Consider the following 20,569-nt stretch of genomic DNA (forward strand, 5'->3'; position numbering starts at 1 on the left):
CTCGTACGCGCCGGTCGCGACGCAGGCTCATACGCGCCGCCGATGTCGTAAACTGTCGCGACGGGCCGGATTGCCGGCCCGCTTTGCATTCGTACCGGACTACGACCTCGCGACATGGCCGCACATTTCACCCTTTCCATTCCCGCATCGCGCGCAATGGCGCCGCGAAGGAGCCTCGCTTGAGCGTGCGCGAACTGCCCACGGGGCTCATGCTCGTTCACGGCAATCAGCCTGAACGGCTACGCGACCTGATCGTGCAATGGATCAGCCAGAATCCGGTCGCTCCACTCGAAAAAGAAGTGATGCTCGTGCAGAGCAACGGCATCGCGCAGTGGCTCAAGCTCGCATTCGCGGCGGACCCGGAGGAAGGTGGCTGCGGCGTGGCGGCGGCGTTCGAAATGTCGCTGCCGTCGCGTTTTCTCTGGCAGGTCTATCGCGCGGTGCTGGGCCCGGAGGCGGTGCCGGCCGTTTCGCCGTTCGACAAATCGCGGCTCACGTGGCGGCTGATGCGCATGCTGCCCGCATTGCTCGATACGCCCGGCTACGAGCCGCTCAAGCGCTTCATGGCGCAGGACGACGATCGGCGCAAGCGTTTCCAGCTCGCGCAGCGCGTGGCCGATCTGTTCGACCAGTACCAGGTGTATCGCGCGGACTGGCTCGCTGCATGGGCCGCGCACGACGATGTGGTGATCGACGCCCGCAACCAGCGCGCGCCGCTGCCCGCCGACGCACGCTGGCAGGCCGCGCTCTGGCGCGCGCTGCTCGACGACGTGGGCGACGATGCGCAAGAAGGCATCGATCTGCGGCAGACGGGCCGCGCGGCGGTCCATGCGGCGTTCATGCGTTGCGCGGAAAGCTGGCGCGATGGTGACGACGGCAGCGGCAACGGCAGCAGCACAAGGCCGAAGGCGCTGCCGCGCCGCATCGTCGTGTTCGGCGTATCGAGCTTGCCGCGCCAGTCGGTGGAAGTGCTCGCGGCACTCGCGCGCTGGACCCAGGTGCTCCTGTGCGTTCACAACCCGTGCATGCATTACTGGGCCGATATCGTCGCCGACCAGGATCTGCTGCGCGCGCGGCACGCGCGGCAGCGCCGCCGCGCAGGCGCGCCCGCGGCGCTCGACGATTCGCTGCTGCACCTCCATGCGCAGCCGCTGCTGGCGGCGTGGGGCAAGCAGGGGCGCGACTTCATCGGCCTGCTCGACGAATACGACAGCGACGAAGCGCGCGCGAGCTACGCGCCGCATTTCACGCGCATCGGCCAGCGCATCGATCTGTTCGACGGCGCCGAGGCGCACACGCTGCTGCAACAGCTTCAGGACGATATCCGCGAGTTGCGCCCGCTGCACGAAACGCGCGAGCAATGGCCCGCCGTCGATCCGCACACGGACGAATCGATCCGCTTTCATGTCGCCCACAGCGCGCAGCGCGAGGTGGAGATCCTGCACGACCGGCTGCTGGCGGCGTTTGCCGCCGATCCCGCCTTGCGGCCGCGCGACGTGATCGTGATGGTGCCGGACATCGAGGTCTATACGCCGCACATCCAGGCCGTGTTCGGCCTGCTCGACGCGGACGATCCGCGCTACATCCCGTTCAGCGTCGCGGACCGCACGCAGCGCACGTTCGATCCGCTCGTCGGCGCGCTGGAGATGCTGCTCGCGCTGCCGCAGTCGCGCGTGAGCGTGAGCGACGTGCTCGACCTGCTGGAAGTGCCCGCCGTGCGTGGGCGCTTCGGCATCGACGCCGAGGACGTGCCGACACTGCGCAACTGGATCGACGGCGCGAATATCCGCTGGGGCCTGCATGCCACGCAGCGCGCGAGCCTCGGCTTGCCGCAGGCCGACGAGATGAACGCGCCGAACAGCTGGGCCTTCGGGCTGCGGCGCATGTTGCTCGGCTATGCGGCGGGCGACAGCGCGAGTGCGTGGCGCGGAATCGAGCCGTACGCCGACATCGGCGGCCTCGATGCCGCGCTGCTCGGGCCGCTGACGCGCCTCGTGGATGCGCTCGATTCGACGTGGCAAACGCTGCGCGAACCGGCGACGGTCGAAGTCTGGTGCGAGCGGCTGCGCGCGCTGAAAGCGACGTTCTTCGCCACCGACGACCCCGAAGACGCCTACACGCTCGAACGCCTCGACGGCGCGCTCGAAACATGGCGCGAAGCCTGTGCCGAAGCGCGGCTCGCGGACACGCTGCCGCTGGCGATCGTCGCCGAAAACTGGCTTGAAGAACTGGCGGGCGGCGGTTTGCAGCAGCGCTTTTTCGCGGGCGCGGTGACCTTCGCGACGCTGATGCCGATGCGCGCGATTCCGTTCCGCCGCGTGTGCCTGCTCGGCATGAACGACGGCGACTATCCGCGCAATCGCGTGCCGCTCGACTTCGACCTGATGCGCCGCGATTACCGGCCCGGCGACCGCTCGCGGCGCGAGGACGACCGCTATCTGTTTCTCGAAGCGCTGCTCTCCGCGCGCGACCATCTGCACATTTCGTGGATTGGCCGCAGCGTGACCGACAACACGCCGAGGCCGCCTTCGGTGCTGGTGGGACAGTTGCGCGATCACCTGAAAACGGGCTGGCGGCTCGAAGGCGATGAGGAAGCGCCGGAAACGCCGGAAGCGCCGGACGCATTGCCCGATTCACTACTCGATGCGCTGACGATCGAGCATCGCCTGCAGCCCTTCAGCGCCGACTACTTTCCCGCGCAGCCGGACGCCTCGCCGCTCTATACCTATTCGCACGAATGGAGCCGCCCCGCGCCGGTGCCGGACGCTGCGGCGCATGCGGCGGCGCTGCCGCCGCCCGAACGCGACGAACCGCTTTCGATCGCCGAACTCGCGGCGTTCCTGCGCGACCCGGTGCGCAGCTTTTTCCAGCAGCGTTTGCGCGTCGCGTTCGAAGCCGAAGATGCGGCAAGCGAGAATCAGGAGCCGTTCGAAGTGGACACGCTGCAGGCGTGGCAACTCCAGAGCGAACTGATTCGTGCGCAGGCGGCTGCGATGGAGCGCGGCGACGACGACCTCGAACGCGTGGCGCTCGAGCGGCTCGAACGGATGCATCGCAGCGGGGATCTGGCGGCGGGCGGCTTTGGCGAAGTGATCGGCCAGGAACTGCTCGCGCCGATGGGCGATCTGTTCGCCGCCTGGCGCAAGGCGCTCGCGCGCTGGCCGGAACCGCTCGAACATCAATACGAAATTCGTCTTGAAGCGTCCGTCGACGGGCGCACGCTGACGATCGACGACTGGATCGACGATCTGCGCGCGGGCCCGGACGGAACGCGTGGCCGCGTGATTCTCGACGCAGGCACGCTCGTCAAGGCGAACAAATATCGCGGCGAACGGCTGGCGGCCTACTGGGTCGCGCACGTTGCGGCGCAACTGGCGGCGGGCGAGGTGACGACGGTGATCGTCAGCAAGGCGGGCGTGGCGGAGTTTTCGCCCGTCGCGCCGGAGGTCGCGCGCGACTATCTGATTGCGCTGCTCGGCGCGTGGGACGCGGGCTTGCGCAGGCCGCTGCCGCTTGCGGTGAAGACGGCGTTCGCGTGGCTGCGCCGCCTGCCGGACGCGTTCGACGGCAGCCGGGCAAGCGTGCCCGCCGAGGCGTGGGAGGATGCGCGCGCAACCTTCGAGGGCAACGTGCGTTCCCCCGGCGAGTGCGAGACGAACCCCTGGCTGCGCCGCGCGTTCGCCGATTTCGACGCGCTGGTCGTTGACGACGCATTCATCACGCTTTCAACGCGGCTGCTGCTGCCCGTGCAGCGCGCCCCGCTGGCCGCATCGCGAGCGCCGCGCGATGCCGCTGTTACCACTTCTGCTGCCGGAGACACCGCATGACCCAGGCGCACGACGTTACGGCCCACGTGCTGGAGCCGCTGCGCTTTCCGCTGTACGGCAGCCGCCTGATCGAGGCGAGCGCGGGCACGGGCAAAACCTTCACCATCGCGATGCTGTATGTGCGGCTCGTGCTGGGCCATGGTGCGGCAAACGACCATGAAGCGCATGAGGCGCATGAGGCACATGATGAGCAGGCCGGGCAGGGTGAATGCGCGCGGCCGCTTACGCCGCCGGAAATCCTCGTCGTCACGTTCACGGATGCCGCGACCAAGGAACTGCGCGAGCGTATCCGCGCGCGGCTGATCGAAGCGGCCGAAGCGTTCCGCGCCGATCCCGACGACGTGTTCGCCAACGAAGCGGACGGTGATCTGCTGCACGCACTGCGTGCGGACTACGATCCCGCAGCGTGGCCTGCCTGCGCGCGGCGACTCCAACTCGCCGCGGAGTGGATGGACGAAGCCGCGGTTTCGACGATCCACGGCTGGTGCAATCGCATGCTCAGCGAGCACGCATTCGACAGCGACAGCCTTTTTTCGCAGACGCTCGTCACCGACCAGTCGGAGCTGCGCGCGGAAGTCGTGCGCGATTACTGGCGCACCTACATGGCGCCGCTCGACGTGCAATCGGCCCAGGAAGTGCGCGCCTGGTTCCGCCATCCCGACGAACTGCGCAAGGCCATCTTCGGCCTGCTCGCGCATGCGGACCTGCTGCCCGACGCAAGCGAGCCGGCTGCCTCGCTGCTTGCCGCGCGCACGCAGGCGCGCGAGCAACTCGAAGCGCTCAAGGCGCCGTGGCGCGGCTGGATCGACGACGTAAAGGCGCTGCTCGACGCCGCGCGCGCCAGGAAGCAGTTCGACGCCAGGAAGCTCAACACGCGCAACTGCGATACGTGGATCGACAAGCTGCGCGCGTGGGCGCACGACCCCGAACTCGTGCAGCCCGCGTTTGATGAAAAGGCTGCGGTCTGGACGCGTCTTACGCCCGCCGGACTCCAGGAGATCTGGCAGCCCGGCAGCGAGCCGCCCGAGCATCCGGCATTCGTGGCGATGGAGACGTTGCGCGACAAGCTTGCCGCGCGGCCGAACGCGCGCCAGGCGCTGCTGTGCCACGCGGCGCGCTGGATTGCGCGGCGCTTCGAAGACGAGGAGGCGCGCCGCTCGCAGATGGGTTTCGACGACCTTCTTACGCGCCTGCTTGCGGCACTCAAGAAGGAAAACGGCGAGCGTCTTGCGGCGATCATCCGCAAGCAGTATCCGGTGGCGCTGATCGACGAGTTTCAGGACACGGACCCGGTTCAGTACCAGATTTTCGACCGGATCTACCGCATTGCCGAGAACGTCGCCGATACGGCAATCGTCTTGATCGGCGACCCGAAGCAGGCCATCTACGCCTTTCGCGGCGCGGATATCTTCACGTATCTGCGTGCCCGGCAGGCGTGCGAAGGGCGGCTTTATACGCTGAAGACGAACTATCGCTCCACGCGCGCGATGGTGGCGGCCGTCAACCGCTGCTTCGACGCGGCGGAATCGCGTGCCGAAGGCAACGGCGCTTTCCTGTTCCGCAGTAACGACGGCGAGGCGAATGCGCTTCCGTTCATACGTGCTGAAGCGCATGGCCGCGCCGAAAAACTCGTCGCGCAAGGCGCAGCGGTGCCTGCGCTCAACGTCTGGTGGCTGCCGCCAGGCGTTGACGGCAAGCCGCCGTCCAGCAAGGCGTCGTACCTCGTGAGCATGGCCGCGAGCTGCGCGACCGAGATGGTGCGGCTCATGAACCTCGGCGAGTCGCACGCGGCAGGCTTCGAAAGCGAGCACGGCCTGCGTGCATTGAAGCCCTCCGATATGGCCGTGCTTGTGAACAATCGCGAGGAGGCAAGCGCGATCCGCCAGGCGCTGCGCGCACGCGGCGTGCGCAGCGTCTACCTCTCCGATCGCGATTCCGTGTACCTCACGCCGCAGGCCGAGGAACTGCGCTACTGGCTCGCCGCCTGTGCGGAACCCGACGATGGACGTCGCGTGCGAACAGCGCTCGCGACATCGACGCTCGGGCTCGGCTGGAGCGAACTCGACGCGCTGGGTCACGACGAACTCGCATGGGAAGCGCGCGTGCTGCAATTTCGCGGCTATCGCGATTGCTGGCGCAAGAAGGGCGTGCTGCCGATGCTGCGGCGCCTGCTCAACGACTTTCACGTGCCGCAGCGGCTGCTCGGCGAGCCGGCGGGCGTGAGCGTCAACGGCGAACGCGCGCTCACGAACCTGCTGCATCTGGCCGAACTGCTGCAACAGGCCAGCACGCAGCTTGAGGGCGAGCACGCGCTGATCCGTTACCTCGACGAACAACGCGAGGACGAGAGCGCGGGCGGTGGCGGCGACGCGCGGCAATTGCGCCTCGAAAGCGATGCGGCGCTCGTGCAGGTGGTCACGATCCACAAGTCGAAGGGGCTCGAATATCCGCTCGTGTTCCTGCCGTTCGCCTGCGCGTATCGCGCGGTCAAACCCGACGAAGTGCCGCTCAAATGGCATGACGCGCAGGGCGAACTGCGGATCACGCTCGAAGCGCGCGGCAGCGAGCTTCAGCAGGCGGACCGCGAACGGCTCGGCGAAGACCTGCGCAAGCTCTACGTCGCGCTCACGCGTGCGCGTTACGCGACATGGGTGGGCTACGCACCGCTGCAGGGCGTCGAATCGAGCGCGTTCGGCTACCTCATGAGCGGCGGCGAGCCGCTTCCGGCAGACCAGTCCGAAGCGTGCCTCGAAGCGCTGCGCGGCGACTCGACCGACATCGATATTGCGCCCGCGCCCGAACCCGGCCGCGAGCTGTTTGCGATGCGCGGGCCGCGCGCCGCGCGAGGCCATGCGCGCACGATGGCGTATCGCGAGCGCGAGCGCTGGTGGGTCGCGAGCTATTCGAGTCTGAAGACGGTCGAGGCTGCGCCGGGCGGCATCGCCGCGCCCGATCCGGATGGCGCGCGCGCCGCGCCGGATACGCGCGGCGAGGACGTGTTCCTCGAATTGCTCGACGCGACCACGCCGCTGCAAGAAGAAGCAGACGAAGCCGACGAAGCGGACGAAGCGCAGGCTGTCGCGCTGGCGGGCGACACCATGCACGGCTTCGAGCGCGGCGCGGACGCGGGCACTTTCCTGCACGACCTGATGGAATGGGCGGCCAATGAGGGCTTCGACAAGATTGCCCAGGATGCCGAAAGCGTGCGCGATAGGGTGGCGCGGCGCTGCAACGTGCGCGGCTGGTCGCGCTGGGTTGAGCCGCTCACCGAATGGCTGCTGCATCTCGTGAAGACGCCATTGAGGCTGCCGCCCGTGGAGGGCGAAACGGTGTCGCCGGCCGTGTTCGCGAAGCTTGCCTCATATATGGCGGAAATGGAGTTCTGGGTGACGGCGCACGCGGTCGATACGCTCGAACTCGATGCGCTCGTCACGTCGATGACGCTCGACGGCGAGGCGCGTCCCGCGCTCGACGCCACGCGTCTGAACGGCATGCTCAAGGGCTTCATGGATCTCGTGTTCGAACATGAAGGCCGCTACTACGTGGCCGATTACAAATCGAACTGGCTCGGGCCCGACGATGCTTCATACACGGCCGCAAAAATGCGCGCGCAGATCCTGCATTCCCGCTACGAACTGCAGTACGTGCTGTATCTGTTCGCGCTGCATCGGCTGCTCAAGGCGCGCTTGCCGGACTACGACTACGACCTTCACGTGGGCGGCGCCGTCTATATCTTCCTGCGCGGCGGACGTGCGCCTGGCCAGGGGCTGCATATCGAGCGTCCGCCACGCGAACTGATCGAACGAATCGATGCGCTGTTCGCGCGTCACGAAGCGGCAGAGGGCATGGCATGACGAAGCGACGCACGCAGGACATGATCGGCGTGACCGGCGATCTGTTCGCGCAACAGGAGCTCGAAGCGGCGGCGCAAGACACGCCGCGACAGGATGCGGGCAGGACGCCGCGCGCGCGCGAATCGGCACAGCAGATGCTCGCCGTGCTCGACCGCTGGGTCGAGCGTGGCTGGCTGCGCACGCTCGATGCCGCGTTCGCGCGCTTTCTCTGGACCGAAACGCCGCAGGCCGCGCCGCTCTTGCTGCTCGCCGCCGCGCTGGCGAGCCATCAGCTTGGGCGCGGTCACGTCTGCCTCGACCTTCGGGCCACGCTCGACGATCCCGCGTTCGCGCTCTCGTTGCCGCCCGACGGCCCGCAACGGCCCGTTGCCGAACCGGTTCAACCGCCTGCCGAAGTGCTCGCGGGCGTGACGCTCGCGCAGTGGCGCGCGGCGCTCGACGCGCCTGAGATGGTGGGCATCGAGGCCGGTAATACGCCGCTCGTGCTCGCGGGCGGGCGGCTTTATCTGCGGCGCTACTGGCAATACGAACAGGACGTGCGCGCGGGCATCGAGCGGCGGCTTGCGCGCCGCGCGCAAATCGAGGCTGCGTTGCCCGCTGACGCGGCGCGCCGTGCGCTCGACGCACTGTTTCCCGCGCGCGTAAGCGACGCGGGCCAGCCGCCGCGTGCGGACTGGCAAAAACTCGCCTGCGCGCTGGCGGCGCGCAGCGCATTCAGCATCGTCACGGGCGGGCCCGGCACCGGCAAGACGACGACTGTCGTCAAACTGCTGGCGCTCTTGCAGACGCTCGCGCTCGGACAAGCGGGCACGCGCGGCGCACGGCCCCTGCGTATCCGTCTTGCCGCACCGACCGGCAAGGCGGCGGCGCGGCTCAACGAATCGATTGCGGGCGCGGTGAAGCGCTTGCCGTTCGACGCTTTGCCGAACGGCGAAGCGCTGCGCGCCGCGATTCCCACGGTCGTGACGACGCTGCATCGCGTGCTGGGCACGCGGCCCGGCAGCCGGCGCTTTCGCCATGACGCGGCCAATCCGCTGCCCGTCGACGTGCTCGTGATCGACGAGGCGTCGATGGTCGATCTGGAGATGATGGCCGCGGTGCTCGATGCGCTGCCGTCCACGGCGCGCCTCATCCTGCTCGGCGACAAGGACCAGCTTGCTTCGGTGGAGGCGGGCGCGGTGCTCGGCGAACTGTGCGAGCGCGCGCGCGAAGGCCACTATACGGAGGCCACGCGCGCGTGGCTCGAAGCGGCGACGGGCGAGCGCATCGACGCTGCGATGCTCGACGCGCACGGCACGCCGCTTGATCAGGCGGTCGCGATGCTGCGCGAGAGTCATCGCTTTGCAGCCGATAGCGGCATCGGCGCGCTTGCCGAACTGGTCAATACGGGCGATGCGGCGGGCGTCGCGAAGATCTGGGCGCGCGGTTTTGCCGATCTCGCGCGCGTTGCGTGTTCGACGGCGGACGACGCGCCGCTGTGCGCGCTGATCGTCGAGGGACGCGCGGGTAATACGGGCAATACGGACGTTGTGTGCGCCAGCAAGGGCGCGGCTGTGAGCCGTCACGGCTATCGGCACTATCTGGAGACGATGCGTGCGCTGCGGCCCGAGCCTGGCGCATCGCCTGAAGCGCTCGCGCAATGGGCCGCTGCGGTGCTGAAGGCGCATGGCGAGTTTCAGCTGCTGTGCGCGCTGCGGCGCGGCCCGTGGGGCGTCGAAGGATTGAACCAGCGCGTGGCGCGGCTGCTGCACGAAAGCGCGCTGATCGATCCGCGCGGCGACTGGTATGCGGGGCGGCCCGTGCTCGTCACGCACAACGACCACGAACTCGGGTTGATGAACGGCGATATCGGCATCGCGCTGGCCTTGCCCGTGCGCGACGGCGAGCCGGCCGTGCTGCGCGTGGCGTTCCCCGCCATGGATGGATCGCGCGGTGTGAAGTGGGTGTCGCCGAGCCGCCTGCAAAGCGTCGAGACCGTGTTCGCGCTCACCGTGCACAAGTCGCAGGGTTCCGAATTCACCCACGCCGCACTCGTGCTGCCGGATACCTATAGCCCTGTTCTCACGCGTGAACTTGTGTACACCGGCATCACGCGTGCGCGCGAGTTTCTGACGCTTGCGGTACCGGAGGGACGGCCTGTGCTCGACCGCGCGGTGGTCTCCCGGGTGCAGCGCGCGAGCGGCCTGATGGCGGGCCTTGGCGACGATGCGGATGCGGCCTGACGCGGAGTGATGTGGCGCTTGGCTGCGAGCGATAAAAAGGGGCGAGCCGCGAGCGCGGCCCGCCCTTTTTTCTGGCGCGACTCAGAGTCCCCGCTGACCAGCGGTCAGGATCAGACGCAAACCGAGCGCGCCGATGGCGACGGCTGCGGTGCGGTCGATCCAGCGCCGCGCGCGCAGATAGAGTTCGCGCGGCCGCTGGCTCGAAAAGCAGAGCGCAACCACCGTGTACCACCCGGTTTCGATGATGAAGACGAACGGCGGCAGCGCGAAGTAGCACCACACCGGCGGATGCTGCGGCAGAAGCGCCACGAAGATGCTGCCGTAGGCAATGGCCGTCTTCGGATTGCTCAACTGCGTGGTGAGGCCCACCCAGAACGATTTGCCGGGGCGGCTGGCGGCGGTTTTGGCGCTGCCCACCGTGAACGGTTGACTCGCACCGCGCCAGATCCGCGAGGCGATATAGAGCAGATAGGCGCCGCCCGCGATCTTGAGCCCCATGTAGAGCCATTCGACCGTAGAGAGCACGGTATAGAGCCCGGCGAGCGCGACGCCCGCGAAGCAGATCGCTCCTGCGCCCATGCCGAGCGCGGTGGCGACCCCATCGCGGCGCGACAGGGCGATTGAACTGCGGGCGACGAGCACGAAGCTCGGGCCGGGGCTCATGGCGCCCAGCAGAATGGCGGCGAGGATGCTGACGACGGCGGCGAACGGAGTCATGACAGGGCCTTCGTGAGAGAGGAACTGGCTACGGTAGCACGACAAATAGGAGCAAATGTCACGCTGGATCAAGATGCTCGCAGACGTTCGCGGCTCCAGTGCGCGAGCAGCACGCGCGTCTGCTCGCGGATGTTCGTTTTCACGAACTCGGCTTTTTCCGCGTCGATATCGTCCCACTGCAGCAGCGCGAGCGTCGAGCGCCGCGCAACGTGGAACAGCAGAAACTGCCCGTACAGGCTGAACATGCGCACGACGGTAAGCGGGTCATCGGCAGGCACGCCGGTAATGCGCGCAAGGAGCGCGACATTGACCGCGTTGAGCGGATCGCGCACGCGCTCGCGCAGCACCTGCGAGCCGATCTCGGGTTCGCCGCCGCCTTGTTCGCGTGCGAAGAAGAGCCGTGCGTCGGGTTCGCGGTGCTTCACGAACGTGCGATCCGCGACGACCATCTGGATGCCGATGAAGGCTTCGATGAGCGCGTCGGCGCCGGCGTTGCTCGCCAGCGCTTCGCGGCCGCGCATCACGGCGGGCTCGAAAGCCTCCCACGATTCGTCCGCGAGCGACTCGGCGCACGCGCGGTAGAGCCCTTCCTTGTTCTCGAAGTAGTACTGCAGCGCGGGCGCGTTGACGCCCGCATGCGCGGCGATCTCGCGCGTGGACGCGCCTTCGAAGCCGTGCTGGCCGAACAGGATGATTGCGGCCTCAATGATCTTGCGCCGGGTTTCGTCGCCGCGTGCATAGCCTCCGGCGGTCGGGCGGCGCAGTCGTTTGCTTTCGCTCATGGGTCTCCTTGCCTGGCAGCCCGGAAATATATCACTTGACACAATTTTCCCAATTGGAATAATTCCGCCAACCGGAAAAATTGAGACGGAAGACATGTCAACGACAGCAGGCGTGCCCGCACGCGATGCAGCGGACGCGGGCAACGCGTCGGCGCGACGCGGCACGAAACGGAATTTTCTGATCGGAACCTTGCTGGCCGTGGTGGTGGCCGGGGCGGTCTGGGGCGGGCACTGGTGGAGGGTGGGCCGCTTCATCGAATCGACCGACGACGCCTATCTGCAAGCCGATAGCGTGACGGTCGCGCCGAAGGTGAGCGGCTACGTGACCGACGTCTATGTCGCCGACAACCAGGCGGTGAAGGCGGGCGATCCGCTCGTGAAGCTCGATGCGCGCCAGTATCAGGTGGCGCTCGATCAAGCCCGCGCGACTGTCGACGCGCGCGTCGCCGACATCGAGCATGCACAGGCGCAGATCGCCCAGCAGCGCGCGAACATCGCGCAGACGCAGGCGCAGCAGGACGTCGCGCGTGTGAGCCTGCGCCATGCGCGCGACGAGGTAGCGCGCTACGCGCCGCTTGCCGCGGCCGGCGCGGAAACCACCGAACGCCTGGCCGGACTCACGAGCACGCGCGATGAAGCCGCGGCCACGCTGGCCGCCGATTCGGCCGCTGTCGAAGCCGCGCGTGCGCAGATTACCGCGCTTACCGCGCAGCTTGCCCAGGCCCGCGCGCAACTCGAAGCCGCGCGCGCGAATGCGGCGCAGGCACAGCTCGATCTGGACAACACGGTGGTCAGGAGCGCGCTTGCGGGACGCGTGGGTGATCGCACGGTGCGCGTTGGCCAGTACGTGCAGCCCGGCACGCGCATGCTGACCGTCGTGCCCGTGCAAAGCACTTATCTGGAAGCGAATTTCAAGGAAACGCAGATCGGCCGCATGCGCGTGGGCCAGCCCGTCGAGCTTTCGGTCGACGCGCTGCCGGGGCATACGTTGCATGGCGTCGTGGACAGCTTCTCGCCGGGCACGGGCGCGCAGTTCGCGCTGCTGCCGCCCGAAAACGCCACGGGCAACTTCACGAAGATCGTGCAGCGCGTGCCGGTGCGCATCCGTCTCGATACCGGCCCGCAAACGCGCAGTGTGCTGCTGCCGGGCATGTCGGTGACCGTCGACGTGGATACGCGTTCGGCACGCGACGACGAGCGCCGCATCGAAGCCGAGAATCACCGTGGCTGACGCGGCCGTCCGTGACGCGGCCATGAGCGAATCCGTACCGCCCGCGCCGCGCGCGAGCACGGCGGACTGGATTGCCGTTGCCGCCGGTGCGCTCGGCGCGCTGATGGCCACGCTCGACATCTCGATCACGAACTCGGCGTTGCCGCAGATCCAGGGTGAGATCGGTGCGACCGGCACCGAAGGCACGTGGATTTCCACGGGCTACCTGATGTCCGAGATCGTGATGATCCCGCTCGCGGCGTGGCTCACGCGCGTCTTTGGACTGCGCAATTTTCTGCTGACGAATTCGGCGCTTTTCATCGGGTTTTCGATGATGTGCGGCTGGTCGCACACGCTGCCCGTGATGATCGTCGGGCGCATCGGCCAGGGCTTCACGGGCGGCGCGATGATCCCGACCGGGCAGACCATCATCCGCACCCGGTTGCCGCTGTCGCAATTGCCGGTCGGCATGACCGTATTCGGCCTGATCGTGCTGCTCGGGCCGTTGCTTGGACCGGTCGTGGGCGGCTGGCTCGCGGAGAACATCAGCTGGAGCTGGTGCTTCTTCATCAACCTGCCGGTGTGTCTGGCGCTGATCACGCTGCTCGTGGTGGGCCTCGCGCCCGACCGCCCGCACTGGGAGGCGTTTTTCAAGGCCGACTGGCTCGGGATCGCGGGCCTTGCCGCAGGACTCAGTTCGCTGACTGTCGTGCTCGAAGAGGGCCAGCGCGAACGGTGGTTCGAGTCGAGCATGATCGTTGCGCTCACCTGGGTCTCGCTCGCGGGCATGGCGTTGATCGCGCTCTCGCAGATCACGGCGAAGAAGCCGATTCTGCGCCTGTCGCTCATGCGCAACCCGCGCTATGCGAGCGTGATCGTCATCGTGTTCGCGGTGGGCGCGGGGCTGTATGGCATTTCGTATCTGCTGCCGCAGTTCCTGAGCCTCGTCGCGGGCTACAACGCGCAGCAGTCGGGCTCGATCATGCTGCTTTCCGGCTTGCCCGCGTTTCTCATGATGCCGATTCTGCCGCGCGTGCTCGGCAAGATGGATTTTCGCGTGCTCGTGGTAAGCGGATTGCTGCTGTTCACGCTGAGCTGCATGCTCGATATTTCACTGACTGCGCAGAGCGTCGGCCACGATTTCGTCTGGTCGCAGCTCGTTCGCGGCACCGCGCAGGTGCTGGCGATGATGCCGCTCAATCAGGCGTCGATGGCCGCCGTCGCGCGCGAGGAATCCGGCGACGCCGCGGGTCTTTACAACATGGCGCGCAATCTGGGCGGATCGGTGGGGCTCGCGATCATCGGCACGCTGATCGACCGCCGCGAGACGTTCCATACCGCGATGCTGCGCGAATCGATCAGCGCGAATTCGCTGATCGGGCAGGAGCGTGTTGCTTCCGGTGCTGCGTATTGGTTCGCGCAGACCGGCGACATGGCGTATTCGCAACTGCGCTCGCTCGGTCAGATCGCCGCGCAGATCCAGCAGCAATCGATGGTGATCACGTATTCCGAGACATTCTGGGTGCTCGGCATCGCGCTCGCCGCCTGCGTGCCCCTCGCGCTTTTGCTCAAGAAACCGCAGCCCGGCGCGAAGGCGTCGTCTGCGGGCCATTGAGGTTCAACTTTTTTGCTCATGACGGCCTTTCGCTTTTTTCGTCTCCCATTCGCGTCGCTGACCCTGGTCGCAGCCGCGTGTGCGCTCGCTGCCTGCACGGTTGGCCCGGATTACCGCGGGGCGCCCGCCGTGGCCGCCGATTCCGTGGGTGCGGCCGTATTCGTGCGTACGCCCGCGAAAGGCATGGCGAGCGTGCCTGCACCGAACGACTGGTGGCTGGCGCTGAACGATGCGCAACTGAACGCGCTGATTGCCGCTGCGCTCGCGCACAACCCCGATCTGCGGATGGCCGGGGCACGCTTGCGCGAGTCGCGTGCGCAGTTGCAGCAGCAGCGCGCAGCGGAGTTGCCGAAGGTCTCTGCATCCGCGGCGGCCGTGCGCATGCGCGAGCCGGATCTGAGCGCGTTTGCTTCGTCGCAGTCGCAGGGCGGGTCGGGTGGCCAAAGTAGCTCAAGCGGGCGCGGTCCGCTGCAGTTCTACACGGCGAATTTCGACGCGTCGTGGGAGATCGATCTGTTCGGCGGCACGCGGCGTGCTGTGGAAGCCGCGAGCGACGAAGCGGATGCGGTCAATGCTGAACTCGCCGATGCACAGGTGTCGCTCGCGGCGGAGGTCGCGCAGGCGTATATCGACTTGCGCGACGAGCAGCAGCGCCTCGCGATTGCACAGCACACGGCGGACCTGCAACGGCAGATGCTGACCTTGACCGAGGAACGCCGCGCAGGCGGCACGGCGGCGGAAGTCGACGTCGAGCGGCTGACGACGCAGGTGGAGAGCACGCGTTCGACGCTCACGCCGCTCGCCGCCGAGGTGGAAATTTCGCTCGACCAGCTTGCGGTGCTGACCGGCAAAGCGCCTGGTGCGCTCGACGCGGAACTCGCTGCGATGCAGCCGTTGCCCGCGCTGCCCGCGTCCGTGCCCGTTGGCGATCCGGCAAGGTTGATCGCGCAACGGCCCGACATTCGCGCGGCGGAGCGCCGTCTCGCATCGAGCAACGCGCAGATCGGCGAGCACATCGCCGACTTCCTGCCGAAGCTCACGCTCTTCGGCGATCTCGGATTCACGGCGGCCAATCCCGGTCATCTGGTGCGTAAAAGCAATTTCAGCTGGGTGGGCGTGCCTTATCTGCAATGGAACGTGCTCGATTTTGGCCGGACGCTTGGCGCGGTGCACGGCGCCGAGGCCGCGCGCGACGAAGCCGGAGCGCGCTACGAAAAGGCCGTGCTGGGTGCGCTGCAGGATGCGAATGGCGCGCTCTCGCGCTATGGTTATCAGCGCGAGCATCTGGTGACGCTGCAAAAAGTGCAGGCGTCGGCGCAGCGCTCGGCGACATTGATGCGCGAGCGCTATCGCGCGGGCGCGTCGAGCCTTGTCGATCTGCTCGATACGCAGCGCGCCGAATTTGCTGCACAGCAGAACGTGATCTCAGGCCAGGCGGAACTGCTCAAGGATTTCGTTGCGCTGCAGAAGAGTTTGGGACTCGGCTGGAAACCGGCGACACAAAGTTAGGGCGCGCGGTTTCGTATCCGCGCGGGAATGAAATCGACGTGACGACGGGCAGTCTCGACCGGCCTGAAGACGCTCCGCCCGCGCATCATACGTGGGTGTCACAGAAGCTCGCATGGGTGCAACTGGCGAATGGGCTTGCGCAATACCCTCGTGCCTATCCCGAGGTTTGACGCCCGGACGCAGGCGCCGCGCTGCTCCGTGCGTATGCACACCCGGAGCAGCGCACTGGGTGATTAATCCACGATCAACCCACGATCAACGATGCTCGGAGACGAACTTCGTGACCAGGTACGCCTCCATCGCTTCGGTGCCGCCTTCCGAACCGTAGCCGGATTCCTTTACGCCGCCAAACGGCGTTTCGGGCAGCGCGAGGCCGTGGTGGTTGATCGACAGCATGCCCGCCTCGATGTCCTCGGAAAGGGCGGCGGACGTCGCACTCGAACGCGTATACGCGTACGAGGCAAGGCCCCACGGCAGGCGGTTCGCCTCGGTCATGGCGTCTTCATAGGTCGAGAATCGCGAGACGGGCGCGAGCGGGCCGAACGGTTCTTCGTTCATGATGCTGGCCGAAAGCGGCACATCGGTCAGCACGGTCGGCGCGAAGAAATAGCCTTCGCGGCCGATGCGCTCGCCGCCGGTCAGCACCTTTGCCCCATGGTCGCGCGCATCGGCGACGAAACGTTCCATTGCGGCGAGACGGCGGTCGTTGGCGAGCGGACCCATCTGCACGCCTTCTTCGAGGCCGTTGCCGACCTTGATCGAGCGGAGCGTCGCGACGAAATGCTCGACGAACTCGTCGTATGCCGCGTCCTGCACCATGAAGCGCGTGGGCGAAATGCAGACCTGGCCCGCGTTGCGGATCTTCGCGAGCGCGAGCAGTTTGGCCGCGCGCGGCACGTCGGCGTCCGCGAACACGATGGCGGGCGCATGTCCGCCCAGTTCCATCGTGACGCGCTTCATATGTTCGCCGGCTTTCGCCGCGAGCAGCTTGCCGACCGGCGTCGAACCCGTGAACGAGATCTTGCGGATCGCCGGATGCGCGATCAGATACGACGACACTTCGGCAGGCACGCCGTATACGAGATTCAGCGCGCCAGCGGGCAGCCCCGCATCGATGAACACCTGCACGAGCGCGGCACAGCTCGCGGGCGTTTCTTCCGGCCCCTTCAGCACGACGGTGCAACCCGAAGCGAGCGCCGCCGACACCTTGCGCACCGCCTGATTGAGCGGGAAATTCCACGGCGTGAAAGCTGCAACCGGGCCGACCGGCTCGCGCGTGACGATCTGGCGAACCGCATCGGCGCGCGACGGAATCACGCGGCCATAGGCGCGGCGGCCTTCTTCGGCGAACCAGTCGATGACGTCGGCGCCCGCGAGCGTTTCTGCTTTTGCTTCGGCGAGCGGTTTGCCTTGCTCGCGCGTCATGACCGCGGCGACATCGTCGGCGCGCTCGCGCAGCAACTGTGCGGCGCGGCGCATGAGCTTGCTGCGTTCGAGCGGCGAAACCTTGCGCCAGTCGCGAAACGCGCGTGCGGCAGCTTCGGCGGCATCGGAGAGGTCTTGTTCGCTCGCAAGGCTCAGGCGGCCGATCTGCGCTTCGGTGGCGGGGTCGATCACCGCAATCGTGCGGTCGCCGCCGCGCCATGCGCCGTCGACATAAATCTGGGTATCCGGGTACGGCTTCACGCTGGACGTCATGATGGGGCAATCCTCTTCGACAGTGGTTGTAGTGGACGTGCGCACGCGCACGATTGCGTGGGCGTGGGCCGCTGGAAGATGCAGACCGGACATTGTGCCACCGCATTGCGCTTCGCGTGCGACGTGCCGCTTGCCATGGCGTGCGGCGCATCTGAGGCGTGGCGGACGGCGCAAGGACCGCCGCTTGTGACGGCGCCGCCGCCCGGCTACGATGTCTTCGGCGCGCACGCGCTGCGTCGTTAATCGAACCCGAAGGAGGAGGCGCCGTGCTGAAGAATCTGGATCCGCTGCTCAATGCCGATGTGCTGCACGCATTGGCTTCGATGGGGCACGGCGACGAAGTCGTGATCTGCGACGCGAATTTTCCCGCCGACGCGCTCGCGCGCGAGAGCGTGCTTGGCCGGCTGCTGCGGCTCGACGGCGTGGACGCGCCGCGTGCGGTGCGCGCGGTGCTTTCGGTGTTGCCGCTCGACACGTTTGTCGATCATCCGGCGCTGCGCATGGAAGTGGTGGGCGATGCGGGCGCGATTCCCGCCGTGCAGCGCGAGGCGCAAAACGAAGTCAATGCGGGCGAGGGACGCGAGGTGCCGTTTGCTTCGCTCGAACGTTTTGCTTTCTATGAGCGTGCGCGCCGCGCGTATTGCGTGATTGGTACCGGCGAGCAGCGCGGCTACGGCTGCTTCGTCTTCAAGAAGGGCGTGCTGCTGGCAGCGGACGAGCCACGTCAGTAACCGTGCGCGAAACCGGGCTGGAGGCGGCGCGCCGTTGCGCCTCACCCGTGACGGGCGGAGTAAGATATGCGCCATCGAATGCCCGGATCAAGACGTTTTTTCTATTGCCTCCAAGATGAATCCCGCCCCGAAGAACGAACCCAGGCGCAAGCAGCCACCTCCCTGGGTGCTGAACACCCTTACGGCGCTCGTGGGGCTGCTTACGCTCGGCCTGGGCGTCGGCTGGCTGGTTTATAGCTGGATCGTCGATCTGGAGATTCCGTATTTCGCGATCCCGCTGGTGCTTTGCGTGCCTGTAATCGTTGCGGTGGCGTTTCGTAATTTCTGGGATTAGCACCGCCGGATGTCAAACAGGCGCTGAGACGGGCGGCGAGGGCGGCGCACTGACAGCAGTTGCATGATGGTGTCAATTTAGCAGGCCCGATGTTGCGTCGCGGATGATGGAATGAATCAAGGGATCGTTGATTACACGAATCCTGCCACTTGATATGACCTTGCCTTCTGAAATTCTGCTCCATCTCACGTATCGGCAGTTTTCGTAGCACGATAGTGTGGCTGTCATCGGTCCATCCTGGTATCGAATCAATGGACCGCCCGACTCTTCCCCCAAATACCAGACAAACACATACTCGGGTTCTGTGGAATCGCCGAGTGGTACTTTTTGGTACACGAAGGCGTTTCCGCTTTTTGATGAATATCCGGGGATTTGCGGGGATTCTTCGGGCGTTGGATGACTTGCGGACCATGCAGCCACTCGGAACCCGGAAATTACGAGAAGCATGACTATCAGGCTACGTATGAGACGATGGACATATTTAGTACAGGACGAGGAATTTCTTCGCACTGGCAGAATCCATGATCAAATTAAAGGTTAAACATTACTCGACTCAATGACGCTGCTGAAGTCAGGCGGTTCAAGGCGCATCGCACGGATATATTCGACCTGCGACTTTAATATCTTGGACACTATAGTTCTGACTTCCCCAAGAATGGCCGCAGGCGTTTGAAAATAGGCATCTGTTTCTGTATTGAGGTCATTCTTGTTCATTAGGAAAATTTGGAGTGCGGAGCATCGCGGCAATCTCAAGATGTCTCGTCTTGTGAGAATCTTGTCGCGGACCCAGGTTATCGACGGAACATTACAGCCGGTTTACATGCGGGTAATCCGGCGCAGCCGAAGAAATTCGCAAATTGGAAGTCTCGCGTACGCTGCGCGACCTGATCACTGCGACCGGCAAGCCCCGTTGCCCCATTCGCAGCCCTGTCTCGCGAAGCACGACAAGCGCTGCGAACAATGTTTGACGCGGCTCAGGGAATCAGCACTTGCCGTCCCACCACACGGCCTTGCTGCAGCGCACGAAGCGCGTCGTTGACTTCGTCGAGCGGACGGGTCGTCACCGGCGCGGGCCGGATCTTGCCGTCGCGCATCAGCGCAACGAGTTCGCGCAACTCCGCGAGCGTGCCGACGTAGCTGCCCTCGATACACAGCGGGCGCATCGGGATGATCGGCAAGGCCAGCGTTATGTCGCCGCCCATCAGGCCCACGATCACCACATGGCCGCCGCGTGCGCATGAATCGAGCGCCAGCGAAACGGTCGATGTCGAGCCGACCAGATCGAGCACGGCGCGCGCGCCGCAGGTTCCGCCCACGGCCTCGACGATCTGCGTCGCGGCGTCGGGCGCGCGTGCGTCGATGGCGGCCAGCGCGCCTTCCTTTAGCGCGGCTTCGCGCTTGTCCGCATCGATATCGACGACAATCGCGCCCTTGCCGCCCAGCGCCTTGATGACCTCGATGGCCATGAGCCCGAGACCGCCTGCGCCGATCACGACGACCGGCGTTTCATGAATGCGGTCGCCGAACTTCTTGATGGCCGAATACGTGGTGACGCCTGCGCAGGCAAGCGGTGCGGCTTTGATGGGGTCGAGCCCGCCGAGATCGACCAGATAGCGCGGGTGCGGCACGATCACATATTCGGCAAAGCCGCCTGCCCGCATGACGCCGAGCGATTGCGGCCTCACGCAGATATTCTCTTCGCCGCGCAGGCAGGCCGGGCATGCGCCGCAACCGATCCAGGGATGCACGACGGCGATCATGCCGGTTTGCACGGGGCCCGCATTGGGGCCTGCGGAGATGACCTCGCCGCTGATTTCATGGCTGGGTGTGAGCGGCAGTTTGATGCCGCGGTCGGCGAGCGAGAGTTTTTTGCCGCCGCCGAGGTCGTAGTAACCCTCCCAGATATGCAGATCCGAGTGGCACAGTCCCGCCGCCTTCACGCGTACGAGGACTTCAGTGCCTTGGGGTTGCGGGATGTCCTGGTGAATCAGTTCGAGCGGCTGGCCGTGGCCAGTGACGCAAAAGCAGCGCATCTGCATCGATATCTCCGTGAATGAAAGTAGGACGGTT

Annotated in this window: 12 protein-coding genes; 8 read left to right on the forward strand and 4 right to left on the reverse strand. The window is 66.3% G+C overall.

What is annotated here, in order from left to right; genetic code table 11:
- The first annotated feature begins 185 nt into the window (after positions 1–185).
- Genes recC through recD form a run of 3 tightly spaced genes read left to right on the forward strand, consistent with a single transcriptional unit; the run spans position 186 to position 9,903 of the window.
- The gene (recC, locus tag EPN59_RS07615) at positions 186–3,827 is read left to right on the forward strand and encodes an exodeoxyribonuclease V subunit gamma (RefSeq protein ID WP_293034506.1); all 3,642 of its coding nucleotides are present in this window, start codon (positions 186–188) and stop codon (positions 3,825–3,827) included.
- The gene (recB, locus tag EPN59_RS07620; protein ID WP_293045808.1) at positions 3,824–7,681 is read left to right on the forward strand and encodes an exodeoxyribonuclease V subunit beta; all 3,858 of its coding nucleotides are present in this window, start codon (positions 3,824–3,826) and stop codon (positions 7,679–7,681) included. The genes recC and recB overlap by 4 nt, the downstream gene beginning before the upstream one ends.
- A complete protein-coding gene (gene recD, locus EPN59_RS07625) occupies positions 7,678–9,903 on the forward strand; it encodes an exodeoxyribonuclease V subunit alpha (protein ID WP_293036392.1) in 2,226 nt (741 codons plus the stop codon). The genes recB and recD overlap by 4 nt, the downstream gene beginning before the upstream one ends.
- 81 nt (positions 9,904–9,984) lie before the next feature.
- Here the strand turns inward: recD and EPN59_RS07630 are convergent, their stop codons facing one another.
- Both EPN59_RS07630 and EPN59_RS07635 read right to left on the reverse strand, forming a co-directional pair.
- A complete protein-coding gene (locus EPN59_RS07630) occupies positions 9,985–10,620 on the reverse strand; it encodes a LysE family transporter (protein ID WP_293036394.1) in 636 nt (211 codons plus the stop codon).
- 68 nt (positions 10,621–10,688) lie between these two features.
- Positions 10,689–11,402 carry a CerR family C-terminal domain-containing protein gene (locus EPN59_RS07635; RefSeq protein ID WP_293036396.1) on the reverse strand — a complete coding sequence of 238 codons (714 nt, stop codon included), beginning with the start codon at positions 11,400–11,402 and terminating at the stop codon, positions 10,689–10,691.
- 94 nt (positions 11,403–11,496) lie between these two features.
- Between EPN59_RS07635 and EPN59_RS07640 the strand changes: the two genes are divergently transcribed.
- The 3 genes from EPN59_RS07640 to EPN59_RS07650 are packed head-to-tail and all read left to right on the forward strand — an operon-like array spanning position 11,497 to position 15,736.
- Positions 11,497–12,633: an HlyD family secretion protein gene (locus EPN59_RS07640; protein ID WP_293036398.1), complete on the forward strand. Its 1,137-nt coding sequence runs from the start codon at positions 11,497–11,499 to the stop codon at positions 12,631–12,633.
- A 22-nt stretch (positions 12,634–12,655) separates the two neighbouring features.
- Entirely contained in the window at positions 12,656–14,227 is a 1,572-nt protein-coding gene (locus tag EPN59_RS07645) for an MDR family MFS transporter (protein WP_293036400.1), read from the forward strand.
- An 18-nt stretch (positions 14,228–14,245) separates the two neighbouring features.
- Entirely contained in the window at positions 14,246–15,736 is a 1,491-nt protein-coding gene (locus EPN59_RS07650) for an efflux transporter outer membrane subunit (RefSeq protein ID WP_293036402.1), read from the forward strand.
- Positions 15,737–15,991: 255 nt separating this feature from the next.
- Here the strand turns inward: EPN59_RS07650 and EPN59_RS07655 are convergent, their stop codons facing one another.
- Positions 15,992–17,434 carry an NAD-dependent succinate-semialdehyde dehydrogenase gene (locus EPN59_RS07655; protein ID WP_293045811.1) on the reverse strand — a complete coding sequence of 481 codons (1,443 nt, stop codon included), beginning with the start codon at positions 17,432–17,434 and terminating at the stop codon, positions 15,992–15,994.
- Between the two features lie 266 nt (positions 17,435–17,700).
- Between EPN59_RS07655 and EPN59_RS07660 the strand changes: the two genes are divergently transcribed.
- Entirely contained in the window at positions 17,701–18,165 is a 465-nt protein-coding gene (locus EPN59_RS07660) for an RbsD/FucU domain-containing protein (protein ID WP_293036405.1), read from the forward strand.
- A 115-nt stretch (positions 18,166–18,280) separates the two neighbouring features.
- The gene (locus EPN59_RS07665; protein ID WP_293045814.1) at positions 18,281–18,499 is read left to right on the forward strand and encodes a hypothetical protein; all 219 of its coding nucleotides are present in this window, start codon (positions 18,281–18,283) and stop codon (positions 18,497–18,499) included.
- 974 nt (positions 18,500–19,473) lie between these two features.
- Here EPN59_RS07665 and EPN59_RS07670 read toward each other — a convergent pair.
- Positions 19,474–20,532, reverse strand: coding sequence for an alcohol dehydrogenase (locus EPN59_RS07670; protein WP_293045862.1), 1,059 nt, complete (start codon positions 20,530–20,532; stop codon positions 19,474–19,476).
- Positions 20,533–20,569: the final 37 nt, after the last annotated feature.

It is taken from the genome of Paraburkholderia sp. (assembly GCF_004298475.1).
In the GTDB taxonomy this organism is placed as follows: domain Bacteria; phylum Pseudomonadota; class Gammaproteobacteria; order Burkholderiales; family Burkholderiaceae; genus Paraburkholderia; species Paraburkholderia denitrificans.